The organism is Micromonospora inositola, from assembly GCF_900090285.1.
In the GTDB taxonomy this organism is placed as follows: Bacteria; Actinomycetota; Actinomycetes; order Mycobacteriales; family Micromonosporaceae; genus Micromonospora; species Micromonospora inositola.
In genome coordinates this window covers 6,176,020-6,190,689 of sequence record NZ_LT607754.1, presented here as the reverse complement: position 1 = coordinate 6,190,689, position 14,670 = coordinate 6,176,020, and the positions used below count along the sequence as shown (strand labels likewise).

Sequence of the window (14,670 nt, the reverse complement as noted above, 5' to 3'; positions counted from 1 at the left end):
CGGACCGCTACCGGCGCGGCGCGCCGGTCAGGTGGGTCAGCGACCGGGCGACCAGGTCGTCCCGGGCCGCCGGGTCCAGCCCCTCCAGGCCGAAGCCGAGGTAGACGCTGTCGTCGGTGACCACCGCCGAGCCCTCCTCGAACGCCTGCTGGCTGCGCGCCCAGTCGTTCGGCGCGCCGGCGGACCCGGCCGGCGGGCCGGCCACCGTCCAGCCGCCCAGGTCGGCCGTCTCGAACGAGGTCTCCGAGACCACGGTCCCGTCGGCGATCACCCGGGCGTCGTCGAGGAACACCCCGAGACCCTGCGTGCCCCAGTCGGAGACGTACGAGATGGAGACCTCCACCTTCCTGCCCGCGTACGCCGACAGGTCGACGGCGAACTCCTGCCACCCGCCGGACGCGCCGGTGGCCGCGTTCCAGGCGCCGGTGCTGCCCGTGGGGGAGCAGTCGGCGCCCTGGTAGTGGCCCAGGAACGGGTGCAGCTGCGCCACCCAGCCGGACTGGCAGCTCTCCCCGGTCGCCGTCCCGGTATGCCCGTTGAGGTCGGGCAGCGTGGTCCACCGGTCGCTGCCCACCTCGTGCGCCTCGACGATCAGGTAGTCCCAGTCCCGCTCGACGTCGTACGAGGTGAAGAAGCGCAACTGGCCCGCGGACGCCGCGGTCAGGTCGACGGTCCGGGTGAGCCGCTTGTACGACTCGTCGGCCCGGCCGCTGTACAGGTACCAGTCACCGGTCCGGGGGTCGAACGGCGCCGCTCCCGGCCGCGCCCAGTCCACCGCCGCGGAGCTGGCGAACTGCGGGAACTGCTCCGGCGGCAGGAAGCTCGACGTGGTGAGGAACGACGCCGTGTGGTCCTGGTTGCCCGCCGACCCGGCCGCGTTGAGCTGCCCGTCAAAGCCGGCGAACGCGCCGTCCGAGCCGCGCACCGGGTACGGGTCGCCGTCCGGGTCGGTGCCGCCGTCGCTGACGTAGTTGTACGCCCCCAGGTAGTACTGCTGGAAGTCGTTGAGCAGCGGCAGGCAGGTCACGTCGTCCGGGTCGGTGCACTCCGGCGGGGCGTCCGGCCGGTAGACGTAGCTGCCGTTGGCGCCCTGGGCGAAGAGCGCGTACTTGCCGCTGACCAGCACCTTGCCGCCCTCGTTGAGGTAGTCGCGGACGGCCAGTTCGGTGGTGAGCGCGGCCTCGGCGGCGGTGCCGCCGACCTGGCCCGGGGAGCGGAGGATGATGTCGTCCCCGGTCTCCCAGACCACCGCCCTGTAGTGCGACAGCACACCGAGCGGGTGCGGCGCCTGCCGACCCATCGCGTCGAAGTCGTACACGTCGGCGTGGTGGCCGGCGGCCTCGACGGAGGCGGCGATCTGGCCGGCGTACTTCGCGGTGGTGGCGTTCTGCGCCGGGCTCAGCCCGGTCACGTCCTCCGCGGCGAGCACCAGCACGTCACCGCCGATGTCGGCGTGCACCCGGTAGGTGAAGTGCTCGCTGGCCACCGGGCCCTTGCGGGGCTTGACCCCGGTGAACCAGACCTCCACCCGGTCGCCCGGTTTCGTGCCGGTCACGGTGCCGCGCAGCTCCGCGTAGTAGTCGTCGTTCGTGTCGCCGTACCGCTCGCCGCCCCGCCACTCGCGGACCTCGACCGTCTTCGGCCGGCCGCCGTTGACCACGTAGTGCATCCGGACGTCCTTGAGCGCCCGTCGGGTGGTCGAGGCGACCTGCTGGGTCCGCCCGTACGAGGTGTCGAAGGCGTCCACCCGGAAGTCCGGGGTGCTCCGGCCGACCACCGAGACGGGGTCGTCCGGGTCGGCGGCCGACTTCGCCACCGCGAGGGCGAAGGGCAGGTTCTTCGTCACCTCCTCGGAGATCAGCTTCTCGTCGTCGGGGAAGATGAAGCCGCTGACGCAGTCCTCCGGCCGCCACTGGTCGTCGGGGTCGGAGGCGGCGGCCGTCTGGCAGGTCGACATCTCGGGGGTGAAGCCGAGGGTGCCGTACCGGACGTGGGCGTGCGAGTCGGTGTCGCCGTTGGTGGTGTACAGCTCGGCGGAGATGTCCGGGTCGTAGCCGGGCACCGCCGGGTGGGCGTCGTCGCCGGCCATCGCCTCGTAGATCACGTCGTCCGGGGTCGGCGTGCTCACCTGCCAGCCCACGCCGTAGAGCAGCAGCTGCGCGGCCGAGTGGTAGTTGACGAAGAACTCGAAGCCGACCCGCTGGAAGAGCCGGTCCAGGGCCTTGGTCTCCGGCTCCGAGTTGGGGCCGGCGCCGCGGTAGGTGTCGCTGTTCGGCTCGGGCGAGGAGCCCTCGTCGTCGTACCCCCACTTGAAGCTGAAGTTGCGGTTCAGGTCGACGCCGTCGGCGCTGGTGATCCGGCCGTCACCGTCGTTGTCCCGCAGGTTCTTGCGCCACAGCCGGTTGCCCGGGGTGAAGGTGTGGTCGTAGCCGTCCGGGTTGGCCACCGGCAGGAACCACAGCTCGGTGGTGTTCACCAGCCGGGTGATCTCCGCGTCGATGCCGTAGTTGTCCAGCACGTGGTGCAGCAGCCGGCGGGTCATCTCCGGAGTGATCCACTCCCGGGCGTGCTGGGTGCTGGCGTAGAGCACCGCGGGACGCTTCCCGTCCGCGACCGTCCGGGCGTTCTTCGTGACCTTGACCGCCAGGATCGGCTGCCCCTGCACCGTACGGCCGAGGGTCTCCACCTTGGCCAGCCCGGGGAACCGGGCGGCGGTGGCGGTGAGCTCGTCCCGGATGCCGCCGGGCTCGCTGTACGAGCGGAACGCCTGCCAGCCGGCGGCGGCCTGCTCGCGCAACGCCTGGGAGGCGTCCTTGCCGCGCACCTTCTTGACCCGCAGTGGGACACCCTGGCCGGTGAGGCGGGCGGCCTCCCGCCGGGTGAGGACGGTCTCGATCGTCGTGCCACCGGCCGCGTCGACGGACCGGTGGTCCTCGTCCAGGTCGACCCCGGCCGCCCGCAGCCGATCGAGCTGCTGGGCGTTGACCGTGCCGACGTACACCTCCAAGCTGTCGCGGCCGCCCGGATCGGACGGTGGCCGCGCGCTCGCCGGTGCGGTCAGCGCCATCGCGCCGACCAGAGTGAACACGCCGGCGATCGCCAGCCGTGTCGGTCTCATCGCGCCCCCTTTGGTGGAAGGACCTGTACGGCGAGCCTTCCCGGTGGCGGAGACCGATGTCAATGAGACGGCCGGGCGACATTGACCGTGGGTGCCCGGACCGGTGCCGGACTTCCTGGGGTCGGAGACGCGCGTCAGTGGTTTGGTCAGCCGCCGGTGACCTCGTCGAGGACGCGCTGCAGGCGAGCGGACATCACCGTCCGGGACCGGTACTTCGCGATGTACTCCCGGCCCTGGCGCCCCATTTCCCGCAGGGTGGCGTCGTCCAGCCCGGCGAGCTTGCGGATGCCCGCGGCCAGTTCTCCCACCCCCACCGCCATACCGGCTCCGCACTCCATGACGATGTCGTGCGGTTCGTCGGGGGAGTTGGTGACGACGGGTAGGCCCGCCGCCAGGTAGTCGTACAGCTTGTTCGGGCTGAGCCCCAGCCGGAAGACCGCCGCGTCGGCGAGCACGTGCACGCCGATGTCCGCGCCACCGAGAATGCCGGCGAGTTCCCGCTTGGGCAGCACGTCGAGGAAACGGACGTTGTTCAGCCCCTCTGCCCTGGCACGATGAACCAGCCGCTGCTTCTCGATGCCGTCCCCGATCAGGGCGAAGGTGTGCTCGGGCAGTTCCGCCGCGGCGTCCAGCAGGAGATCGAGACCGTTGGTCGGTCCGTGCGCGCCGGCGTAGACGATCAGCCGGCCGTGCGCGTCGCACCGGTCACGGAGGGGGATCAGATCCTGGCGGATGTCGAAATCCTCGGGCTCGGCACTGTTGCTGACCCACTCCACGATGGCGTCGTCGATGCCCCGCTGCTGGAAGTAGGATCGCCATCCGGACGCCACGATGACGATGCGGTCGGCCCGCCGGTAGAGCCAGGTTTCCAGTTGCCGCAGGCCACGGTGGACGAGGGAGCCGGCACGCAGATGGCCGGTGTCGATGATCGACTGCGGCCAGAGGTCGCGGATCTCCAGGACGAATCGTGCCCCGCGCAGGCGAGCCGCCAGCCAGCCGGCAACCGGGCCGAAGATGTGCGGCGAGGAGGCGTAGACGACGTCCGGCCGTGGTCCGCGCAACGCCTCCCACAGGGCGGTCACGCAGTAGGTCAGGCAGCTGATCACCCTGCGGTGGTCGTTCCCCCGGTACGCCGATACGGGTACGAGTGCGAAGTGCGGGTCCTGGGTCCGGTACCGCTGCCCCGACGCGTGGTCGAGATTTCCGGCGATGATCAGGTGTTCCCAACCTCGCACGCGCTCGAAGAGCTCCGTGTGCCGCGTACCGCCACCCTCCGAGCGGGGCTTCGCGTACTGGTTCAACACGATGACCCGACGGGTCCGGTCGGTGCCGTTCATGGGACGTTTCCTCTCGATTGAACAGGTGTGGTCGATCGGTACCCGCTGCCGGCAGGGCGGCCGGAACGCAGGCCGTTGCCGGGATCGGGTCTCGCCTGGCGGGGCCGGATGACCGCAGCCACCGCGAAGATCCACAGGAACCGCGTGTCGTAGTAGTCGCCGGAGAAGCTGCTGGCGAACGCGACGTAGATGGCGACCACCGCGCAACCCACCTGCTCCTTTGGCGTGGTGGACCAGGGGCGTCCGCCTCGCCACCAGGACACGGCGATGAGCACCAGGAGACACACCGCCGCGATGCCGCTCTCGGCGGCGAGTTGGAGGAAGTAGTTGTGCGGATAGTCGATGCCGTACGTCGCGAAGAAGCCGTCAAGCCCGCCACCGGAGAGCGGATGCTCGGCGAACATCGACCACGCGAACGACAGGAGCATCGGACGATCGGAAAAGCCGGTCTGCTGCAGCCCGCTCAACGAGTACCGCCGGCTCACCAGCGTGGCGATGTCGCTGCCGAAGAGCGTCCAGGCCGTCCAGCTGAGTACGGCACCGACGATCACGGTGCTGGTTAGGTAGAGAAGCCGGCGGCGTCGGACGAAGAGCAGGAAGAACACCACGGCGGCCCCGACGAGGGAAACCAGTGCACCGCGTGATCCGGACAGCACCGCGGCCGGTGCCAGGATCGGCAGCGGCAGGAGCAGCAGTTTCCGGCGGTGGACCACAGCCAGCGTGACGTTGGCGATGATTCCGGTCGCGATCACCCGGGCGAACACGTTGGGTCCGCTGCCGAAGGCCGAGTACCGCCCCTGGCCCTGCGGCCCTTCCAGGAAACCCTTCGCCGCGTACAGGATGGCGGTGGCCAGCAGCAGCACCAGCAGTACGCGGGCCGCCCGCCTCGGATCGCCCGCCGCGAACACGGCCGTCGCGATCACCAGGACCCACAGCACCACGAGATCCCACGACACCCGCTCGAGACGAGCACCGGTGGGGGACCAGAGGGCCGACAGGAGTTGAAAGCCGATCAACGCGCTGAACAGCAGTGCCACCCCAGGCATGGGCTGGACCTCGCCCCGGGCCGCCCGCCCGGCCTGCCAGACGAGCACAGCGACCACGAGGAAGACGCATCCGGCCATACGTGGATCGGACACCCCCTGGATGGACAGCCCCAGCCGATCCAGGGAGAAACGCCCGGCGAGCGCCAGCACGAAGACGGCCGCGATCAGCGTCCACGAGAACGTCCGCTCCGACGTGCTTCCCGCGGTCCCCTGAAGTGCCGCGGCCCCGGGGCGCTGTGGAGTGGATTGCTTCCGGCCGCTGGTCGTCGCAGGCAGGTCAATGACTGGTTGCATGGCAGCTCCGCATCGAGCGTGGGAAGGGGGACGGCTTACCGCCGCGGTAGGGACTGGAGAGGCACGACGGGACTGTCCGGTGCCGCGACCGCGACCCGTCGTGCCACCGTGAGGCAGAGGAGAACGGCCACGGCGGCGCCGACCCCGTAGGCCAGCGCTGACGCCACCGCGGCGCCCAGCGCGCCATAGCGGGGGATGAGCAGGACGCACGCGGCGAGGCAGACGACCATCGCGGGAATGTCGGCGGCCAGGGCCACCCGGGCCCGGCCGGCCGCGACACCGAGGCCGATGGCGGCCCTGCTGACACTCAGAAAGGCGGTGCCGATGGACAGCGGCACGAGCAGCACGGTCGAGGCCCGGTACTCGACCCCGAATACCGGCACCACCAGCAGGTGGCCGGCAGCCAGCAGGACGAGCCCCGCCACGGTCCCGTAACCGAAGGCGATCAGCAGCGGCCCTCGACACCGCATCTCACCGGCGAGGAACCGCTGGTGCCACCGGGGCGCCTGAGCATCCAGGTGATTCTGGATCGGCCAGATGGCGAGCTCGGACAGAGTCGCCACGACGATGTAGATACCGAGGTCGTCGTACGAACCCAGCCAGGGTAGAAGCAGACGGTCCCCACGGAGCAGCACCATGCTCGCCAGTGCCGCCGGTAGCAGTCGGAGACCGAGCCGACGTGCGGCGAAGAGGTCACGCGTCGCTCGTGCCGGCGGCCCGCCGGAGCGACGCAGGAGCAGCCAGGCGGCGAGCGGGCCGACGCTGAGCGCCGCCCCGTAGCCCAGCAACCAGAGGTCGGATGACCCAACACCGGCGGCGGTGAGAAGCGCGGCCGAGGCCAACAGGGTGACCTGGCCGACGAGGGCCGACAGCACGTAGGGCCGGGTCACCCCGGTGGCTGTCGCTGCCGTACGCAGCGTCGACGCGGCCACCAGGGACGACGCGGTCAGCACGAGACCGGTTGCGGCCAGCAATCGCTGGTGCCGACCGCTGCCATCGATCCACCAGGCCACCGCCGCCGCCCCCACGATTACCACCGCCGCCGTCGGCGCGACCAGCCTGACCATGTCCCGAATGGCGCTGCGTACACCGTGTTCCGGCGGCACGGTCGCCGCGTACGACCGGTCCACGCCGGCGACTGCGATGAGGTTCGCGACATACGTGATCTGCAGCAGCAGCGCCAGGTCCCCTCGCCCCGCCGGCCCCATGGTCCTCGCCGACATCGCGTTGATGACGAGGCTGACCGCGCCCACGACGACCTGGGCGGTGATGAGGTGGCCGGCGGTCACCATGGGGGAGAGGCGCCGCAGCTGCCAGGAGCCGTACGTGGCGTCGCCCGGCCGGCCGCCGGTCCTCGCCGGTGGCGCGCCTGACCGCCTCACCCTGCTCCTCGGGACGCACCACCGCGGTCGACCTCCAGCAGAGATCCGGCCGTGCCCATGAACTCAGGACAGGTGGGGTGGCCCTCCGCGGAGACGCCCTCGCGGTGGAGAACCTTTCCCACCGTCACGAGAAGGATCCGCAGATCCAGCCGGAAGCAGCGGCTGTCGACGTAGCGGACGTCGTAGGCAAACTTCTCCTCCCAGCTGAGTGCATTGCGGCCGGATACCTGCGCCAACCCGGTGACCCCCGGTCTCACCTCGTGCCGGCGCGCCTGTTCAGGCGTGTACCGGTCCAGGTACTCCGCAAGCAGCGGGCGCGGCCCCACCAGGCTCATGTCGCCACGCAGGACGTTCCACAGCGTCGGCAGCTCGTCGAGGCTGGTCTTACGGAGCCAGGCACCCAGCGGAGTCAGCCGTTCGCCGTCGCCGACCCTGCCCCGGCCCACCGGGTCCATCGTCCGGAACTTCCGCAGCGTGAACAGCCGTCCGTTCAGCCCCGGCCGGATCTGGCGGAAGAACACCGGGCGCCCCATCTTCCGCATGATCGCCACGCCGACGGCGAGCAGGACCGGGGACAGCGCCACCAGCCCGAGGCCGGCGACGAGGACGTCGAATCCCCGTTTGATCCGGTCGTATCGAAGCTGTCGGGAGGTCACGCTTGCTCCATTGGCTTGTCGTGTCGCCGGCGTGCCCGCGCTCCGGTGGGGCGCGGGACACGCAGGGGTGCGCCAGCCAGCTTCGGCAGAGCGTGGACCCCGTAGAGGGAATTTTAAGTATCAAACGGGCCAAAATGGTCCGAATCGGTGATTCAGCTTTCGGTCGGGTGCGACGACAGGGCGGCGTGCCGCTCACGCGCGGCCGGGCACCCCTCGGACACCCGGCGCACGATGGCCGCCACGCGTCGCATGTCGTCCTCGGTCCATCTCGCGTCCGTATGCAGGTGGAGCATCCGCCGGGAGAAGTCGACCTGGTGCGGCGGAGCCTCCGGAGCCCTGAGGTCCCAGAGCACGGCCGGGTACACGTACCTGGCGACGAGACCCCGACGGACGGCTTCCCGCCGCTCGGGGGAGTCGAACTCGAGCACCACACCGAAGGTGTGCTCATGGATCCGGGCACCGGCAATCTCCCGTAGCCCGGACGCCAGCTCCGCCGCGTTCTCGACGCGCCGCCGCCGCATCTCCACCGCCGGCAGCAGGCGGAGTGCCTCGCGGGAGAAGTCCGAGATGCCACTCACCAGCGTCGAGCGGAAGCCCTGCTCGCCGGCCGCGTACAGCGGAAGGAACTGTTCCTTGGTGACCGGCGCGCCGTCCCGGTAGGCCGCCTTCAGGCACATGGCGGACAGGATCCGGCTCACCGTGGCGAGGTGGTTCTCGGTCGGCGGCACGACGGACGGCAGCCCGTGGCCGGTGCCGGACCAGAGCAGCCCTCCGTCGGGCAACGGCAACGTCTTGTGCAGCGAGGCATAGTAGTAGTCGGCGCGGACCTGCTCGATCCACGGAGCGACCGGATCGTGGGTCACGTCGACGACCAGGGTTCCCGCCGTCACCGGCAGGGCCGGTGGCGCTCCGAAGTAGGACATGGCGACCACCACGTCCGAGGGCCCGGCGAGAGGACGCGGCGGCGGACCGAGCGGTCCGGCGTCGTACCGCCGGACGGGCAGCAGGTCGCTGATGTGCGGAGCCACCGAAGGGCTGTAGTAGGTCGGCAGATGTACCGCTTCCCAGCCGTACTCCCGCCGGCCGAACTCGAGCAGGGCCCGCAACGCCTGCCGCCCAGAACCGAAGAGCCGGTTGTCCCCGGCCGGTTGGAGTCGACCGCTGCCGGAGGGCAGCATCAGCGGGTACGCGGAGCCCACCTCCCAGCGGCCGCCGTCGCTCATGACGCTGTCTCGCAGGGGAGCTGCTGCCGGTACGCCGGGAAGAAGTCGGGGTCTGGTTCCCAGCCGGGCAGTCGGCGCTGTCCGCGAGCCCGGTGCGCGGCCACCAGGCGGTCGTACCTGTCCTCGTCGAACACCCGGCTGCCGACCAGGTAGGGAACCAGGCCGTGGGGAGCGAACGCCCGTTTGTAGCGGAAGATCCCGTCGTCGGACGCGTGGCCCCCGCCAAGCACGAAGTGCGTGTGCCCGGTCTGCTGCCCCCATCGGATGACCTCGTACTTGAGCAGGTCGTTGGGGCGAAGGTCGAACGCGGACCGTACGGTGCCACCCAGGAACGAGTACAGCGTTCCGCCGGATCGGAGGACCAGCTCGGTCGAGACGACGTCCGCTCCGTGGCGGGCGTGGAAGAAGACGAACTGCCCGGGCAGCTCCCGGACGATGGTCTCGAAGAACTCCCGCGGGAAGTAGTAGCTCGACCTGGCGTGCCGGCGATCCATCGTGTCCTGGTAAATGCGCTGGAAGTCATCGAGGCGTGACCCGGTCTCGTCGATGTCGATCCGGATACCCGATCGCCTGGCCTTCTGCACGTTCTTCCGGACCTTGTGGTCGAACTCCCGCCACATCTCGTCCGGCGGCACCCGCAGGTCCCGGACGACGTTGACGAGCTTCTGCTCGGTGCGCCCCGGGTAGGGCAGGCGGCGATCCTCGAACAGGCAGAGCCGGGTGAACTCGGAGACGACTCCGCGGGACCGGCAGAACTCGTCGAAGGTCGACCAAAACTCCTTGGCGTCGATCTCGGTGGCGCCGCTGTGGAACGCTCCGCCGTAGCCGTAAGGACTCACGACGTCCACCACCGGCCGCTGTCCGCCGGTGAGGTGGGGCGGGGTGATCGGCCGTAGCACGAACGGGTACAGGATGAACCCGGACGCTGTCTCCGCGTACGCGGCGAGCGGCTCGTCATGGTCCTCGGCGAACAGACGCACGTAGGCGGGAGCGGCGAAGACCTCTCGTCCGGCCCAGGCCCGGTGCACGGCCTCCCAGCGGCTCACGTCGGCGGCACGCCGGGCGTTCCAGATTTCGAGCTTCATCGCGTCGCTTCCCCGCGTCCCCTCAGCGGCCGTCTAGGAACTGCCGCGTCGCGGTGAGGACGCGGACGATCTCGCGCTCGCTCAGCGCGGAACCACTGGGCAGGACCAGACCGTCCGCGAAGAGTCGTTCCGACGCTCCGGTGAGCAGTGACCGCGCGCTGGCGAAGACCGGTTGCAGATGCATGGGTTTCCACACCGGCCGCGTTTCGATCCTCCGTTCGTCGAGATGGTCGGCGAGATCCCGCGCCCGCCAGCCGGCGACGGCCGGATCGACGACGATCGCAGTGAGCCAGCAGTTGCTCCCCTCGTCCTCGTCCGCGAGCAGGCGGACCCCCGGGACCGCGGCGAACAGTTTCGCGTAGCGCTCCCGCAGGCGCCGGCGCCGGGCGATCATCTCGTCCAGGCGGCGCAACTGGGCCCTGCCCAGGGCGGCGAGCAGGTTGCTCAACCGGTAGTTGTAGCCCACCTCGGTGTGCTCGTAGTGGGCGACCGGCTGCCGGGCCTGGGTCGACAGGTAGCGACAGCGGGCCGCGAGAGCGGCGTCGTCGGACAGCAGCATTCCGCCGCCCGAGGTGGTGATGATCTTGTTGCCGTTGAACGAGACGACCGCCGCCCGGCCGAAAGAGCCGGCGGCGCGTCCGGCGTGGACCGCGCCGAGCGCCTCGGCGGCATCCTCCACCACCGGCACTCCGGCCTCCGCGCAGAGCGGCAGGATCCGGCCGTAGTCGGCGCAGCTGCCGAAGATGTCCACGGGCAGCACGGCGGCGACCCGGCGGCCCCGTAGCTGCAGGTCACGGAGCAGATCGTGGAGAAGGTCGGGATCCAGATTGCCCGTTGCCGGCTCGCAGTCGACGAAGATCGGTTCCGCTCCCGTGTACACCACGGCGTTGGCCGTCGCCGCGAACGTCAGGGTCGGCACCACCACGACGTCCCCGGGGCCGGCGCCGAGCGCGACCAGCGCCAGGTGAAGTCCTGCGGTGCCGGAGGCAAGCGCCACCGCGTGCGCGCAGCCGACCCGGTGGGCGACCTCGCGTTCGAAGGCGTCGAGGTCGGGACCGGCGGGCGCCACCCAACCGGACCGGAGCGCGTTCAGGACGTACGACTCTTCGAGCGCGCCCACGTCGGGGGGCGACAGAAGGATCCGCTCGGCCACCGGATCGGGCCCGGGTTGGCGGACCACAGGTGCGCTCACCCGGTCCGGGAACGTCATCGGTCGACCTCCGGTGCTGTTCGCGTTGCCCGGCACACCGGTCGGACCGGCCGGGCGGGTTCTCGCTGACCTAACGAGACAAGGGACGCTTTGTGACTAATTTACCCGCAGTCATGACAATGCGAGCGATTCGGTCACCACCACCTGGCTCCCGGCTGCGGGCACCGGCCCGTCCGCGATGCCGCTCGACCGGGCGTCGCCCCGTACAGTGGTCCGGCCGGACCTGCCGTGCGTCAGGACGGGGGAGGAATGCTGCACCTGAGGATCATCGCCCCGACCGACGAGGCGAAGGCGGTGACGGATCTGCTCGCCGAGGAGGCCGGCGTGGCCCATCTGGCGGTGCTTCCCGGTGCCGCCCGACGGCCCCCGGGGGACCTGATCCTCTGTGACGTGGTGCGGGAGAGCGCCGACCAGGTGCTGCGCCGGCTCCAGGAGCTCGGGGTGGAGGCGCGCGGCGGGATCTCCGCCGACGACGTCGAGCTGACGGTTTCCGCCGCGGCGGAGAAGGCCGCCCGCGAGGCTCCGGGGCACGGCGAGGACGCCGTGGTGTGGGACGAGATCGCCGCGAAGACCGGCGAACAGACCGTGCTCACCGGCACCTACCTCGTACTGATCATGGTCGCCACGATGATCGCCGGCGTCGGCGTCCTGCTGGACCAGCCGATCCTCATCGTCGGCGCCATGGTGGTGGGTCCGGAGTTCGGGCCGCTCGCCGCCCTCTGCGTCGCGCTGCTGCGGCGCAACCGGCGGATCATCGTTCGCTCGGTGCAGGCCCTGGTGGTCGGCTTCCTGGCGGCCATGGCGGTCACCGTGCTGAGCACGTGGGCGCTGACCGCGGCCGGCCTGGTCGGGCGGCAGATGCTGCTCGCCGAGCGTCCGCTGACCGACTTCATCTGGCGGCCCGACGCGCTCTCCTGGGTGATCGGGCTGTTGGCCGGGGTCGCCGGCATGCTCTCCCTGACCGCGAAGAAGTCGGGTTCGCTGGTCGGCGTGCTGATCTCGGTGACCACCGTGCCAGCGGCCGCGAACGTCGCCGTCGCCGCCGCGTACGGGGTGTGGCACGAGGCGGCCGGCTCGGCGCTGCAACTCGTCATCAACCTCTGCGCCATCGTCATCGCCGGGCTGCTCACCCTCGGGGTGCAGCAGCTCTGGTGGTGGAACGTGGCGCGGCGGACCACCGGGCCGGTCAGGGCCAGTCGTCCCCGGCATCCAGTCGGCGGGTGAGCAGCGCGCGCAGCGGGATCGACTCGCCGTCGCGTCCACCCTGGCCAACGACCAGCGGCGCCGGCTGCGGTCGGGGGTCGGCGCCGAGCAGTCGCGCCCGGAGGCTCGGCGGGGCGGACAACAGATAGAAGTTTCCCCGCGCGTCGACAGCCCGGGTCAGGGCCCGGTCGACGTACCACCCGGTGAGTCGGCTCCGGTACCGGCCGCCGCCGTCGTACGGCTGGACGGCGAGCCGGGTGCGGCGCAGGCCGCGCCGGTTCGCCTCGGCGGCGAACCAGGCCACGATCCGGGCGGCCTCCGCCGCCTCGGCGGTGCGGCGCCGCTCATCGGCGGCCGCGTGCGCCCGCACCGCCCGCTCCCGTTGCTCACGCCAGCCGCGTTCGCCGTCGTCCATCGACCAGACGGTACGCGACAGGAGTTGGCCCGCCGTCGTGGAGGTCGCGGGCAAACGTCCTGTTATGACGTCTTTGTTACCCCCTATGGCGTAATCTCCATGTCCATGGTGGAACAGGTTCATCCTGGTGAGGCAGGGCAGACGTCGCGACCGCCGTGGAATCCCCGTGGCGACGACACCGGCCCGGGCCGGCGCCGCCGACGGTGGTGGCCGCGGCGGCGGTGGGCGCGGGTGACGGCACTGGCCGTGGTCCTCTTGTTCGTGCTGATCGGCGGCGGTGGCCTCGGCAGCTGGCTGTACGTGCGATCGCTGGAGAACGACGTCGACAAGGTCGACGCGTTCCAGGGTCTGCAGGACGAGCAGCGACCGGTCCGCGCCGCGGATTCCGCGCTCAACTTCCTCGTCGTCGGCAAGGACCAGTCCGAGCCAAGCGACACCGTCTCGCGCACCGACACGATCATGCTGGTCCACGTGCCGCACAGCCGGGACCGGGCGCAGCTCATCTCGATCCCGCGCGACACCTGGACCACGATCCCGCAGTCGCTGCCCGAGGACGGTGGCGGGCCGACCAAGGCGAAGATCAACGCGGCGTACGCCTGGGGCGGGACGCCGCTGCTGGTCCGCACGATCGAGGGCTTCACGGGCGTCCGCATCGACCACGTCGTCCTGCTGGACTTCGCCGGCTTCGGCAAGGTCATCGACGTCCTCGGTGGCGTGGACGTCACCGTCGACAAACCGTTCACCCCGATGGCCGTGCCCGGCAGGGTCTACCAACCGGGCGTGCACCACATGGACAGCGTCATGGCGCTCGACTACGCCCGGCAGCGCAAGCAGTTCGCCGACGGCGACTTCTCCCGGATGCGGCACCAGCAGGCGATCATCGCCGCGGTGATGCGGGACGCGAGCCGGAAGGGCGTTCTGGCCAATCCGGCCCAGCTCAACGACTTCCTGCGGGCCACCGCCGGTGCCGTGCAGGTGGACCGGGGCCTGTCAGTGTTCGACACCGTATGGGACCTGCGTGAGATCCGCGCCGACGACCTCACGATGCTGACGAGCCCCACCACCGGGGTGGGCATGGTCGGCGACCAGAGCGTCATGTTTCCCGACATGGCCGCCTCGGCGAAGCTCTTCGCGGCGGTGAAGAACGACAAGATGAACGACTGGTTGGCCGCGCACCCCTCGGCCGTCAACCCGAACTGAGGCCGGGGGTGCGGCGGCCCTGGCCCACCCGAGGGTGGGTCCGGGCCGCCGTCCGCTCAGGTCAGGCCGGCCCGGCGCAACGCGTCCGCCATCGCGCCGTTGGCTGGCGGTGGGGTGCCGCCACCACGCCCCTGCCGCTGCTGCGACCCGCCCCGCGCACCGCCCTGGCCACCGCGCCGTCTTGAACGCCGGGCGCGGGTCCCGGCCGGGCTTCTCGAGCTCGCGCAGGATGTCGGTGACGGTGGGCAGGCCGAAGGTGTCGTTGACGAAGTCGGTCGCCTTCGGTCCGCGCAGGATGGCCGACTTCCCGATCAGCGAGCGGAGGTCCCGCCCGGTGCTGGCCAGTATCCGCCGCACCACCGGGTACGCCTCGGGGTGCACGCTGGAGGAGTCCAGCGGGTCGTCGCCGCCGGGGATCCGGAGGAAGCCGGCGCACTGCTCGAAGGCCTTCGGGCCGAGCCGCGCCACCTTCTTCAGCTCCGGCGACGGCGTCGGAGTCGC

General features: G+C 70.9%; 11 protein-coding genes and 1 pseudogene. 2 read left to right on the top strand and 10 right to left on the bottom strand.

All coding sequences use genetic code 11. From position 1 onward, the window contains the following. Positions 1-7 precede the first annotated feature (7 nt). The 8 genes from GA0070613_RS29515 to GA0070613_RS29480 form a co-directional block, all read right to left on the bottom strand. Positions 8-3,118: a M14 family metallopeptidase gene (locus GA0070613_RS29515; RefSeq protein ID WP_089015271.1), complete on the bottom strand. Its 3,111-nt coding sequence runs from the start codon at positions 3,116-3,118 to the stop codon at positions 8-10. A gap of 146 nt (positions 3,119-3,264) precedes the next feature. Further along, positions 3,265-4,455 (bottom strand): glycosyltransferase family 4 protein, encoded by a 1,191-nt coding sequence (locus GA0070613_RS29510; protein WP_089015270.1) that lies wholly within the window; start codon positions 4,453-4,455, stop codon positions 3,265-3,267. Next, positions 4,452-5,651 carry an O-antigen ligase family protein gene (locus GA0070613_RS29505; protein ID WP_157746565.1) on the bottom strand — a complete coding sequence of 400 codons (1,200 nt, stop codon included), beginning with the start codon at positions 5,649-5,651 and terminating at the stop codon, positions 4,452-4,454. Before GA0070613_RS29505 ends, GA0070613_RS29510 begins: the two co-directional genes overlap by 4 nt. Before the next feature lie 179 nt (positions 5,652-5,830). Next, complete coding sequence (locus GA0070613_RS29500; protein ID WP_157746564.1) at positions 5,831-7,177, bottom strand: lipopolysaccharide biosynthesis protein; 1,347 nt, start codon at positions 7,175-7,177, stop codon at positions 5,831-5,833. After that, positions 7,174-7,833 carry a sugar transferase gene (locus GA0070613_RS29495; RefSeq protein WP_089015267.1) on the bottom strand — a complete coding sequence of 220 codons (660 nt, stop codon included), beginning with the start codon at positions 7,831-7,833 and terminating at the stop codon, positions 7,174-7,176. The genes GA0070613_RS29500 and GA0070613_RS29495 overlap by 4 nt, the downstream gene beginning before the upstream one ends. Positions 7,834-7,985: 152 nt before the next feature. Further along, positions 7,986-9,056: an aspartate aminotransferase family protein gene (locus tag GA0070613_RS29490; RefSeq protein WP_089015266.1), complete on the bottom strand. Its 1,071-nt coding sequence runs from the start codon at positions 9,054-9,056 to the stop codon at positions 7,986-7,988. Next, positions 9,053-10,141 carry a lipid II:glycine glycyltransferase FemX gene (locus GA0070613_RS29485; RefSeq protein WP_089015265.1) on the bottom strand — a complete coding sequence of 363 codons (1,089 nt, stop codon included), beginning with the start codon at positions 10,139-10,141 and terminating at the stop codon, positions 9,053-9,055. Before GA0070613_RS29485 ends, GA0070613_RS29490 begins: the two co-directional genes overlap by 4 nt. 22 nt (positions 10,142-10,163) lie before the next feature. Next, positions 10,164-11,351 (bottom strand): aminotransferase class I/II-fold pyridoxal phosphate-dependent enzyme, encoded by a 1,188-nt coding sequence (locus GA0070613_RS29480; protein ID WP_089015264.1) that lies wholly within the window; start codon positions 11,349-11,351, stop codon positions 10,164-10,166. 249 nt (positions 11,352-11,600) lie between these two features. Here GA0070613_RS29480 and GA0070613_RS29475 point away from each other — a divergent pair, with 249 nt between their 5' ends. Beyond that, the gene (locus GA0070613_RS29475) at positions 11,601-12,575 is read left to right on the top strand and encodes a DUF389 domain-containing protein (protein WP_089015263.1); all 975 of its coding nucleotides are present in this window, start codon (positions 11,601-11,603) and stop codon (positions 12,573-12,575) included. Here the strand turns inward: GA0070613_RS29475 and GA0070613_RS29470 are convergent. After that, the gene (locus tag GA0070613_RS29470) at positions 12,538-12,969 is read right to left on the bottom strand and encodes a hypothetical protein (RefSeq protein ID WP_172875923.1); all 432 of its coding nucleotides are present in this window, start codon (positions 12,967-12,969) and stop codon (positions 12,538-12,540) included. The genes GA0070613_RS29475 and GA0070613_RS29470 overlap by 38 nt on opposite strands. 231 nt (positions 12,970-13,200) lie before the next feature. Between GA0070613_RS29470 and GA0070613_RS29465 the strand changes: the two genes are divergently transcribed. Further along, entirely contained in the window at positions 13,201-14,169 is a 969-nt protein-coding gene (locus GA0070613_RS29465) for an LCP family protein (protein WP_231929558.1), read from the top strand. Positions 14,170-14,343: 174 nt separating this feature from the next. Here the strand turns inward: GA0070613_RS29465 and GA0070613_RS29460 are convergent. Continuing rightward, a pseudogene (locus tag GA0070613_RS29460) lies at positions 14,344-14,640 on the bottom strand (RNA-binding transcriptional accessory protein); the annotation flags it as partial. Positions 14,641-14,670: the final 30 nt, after the last annotated feature.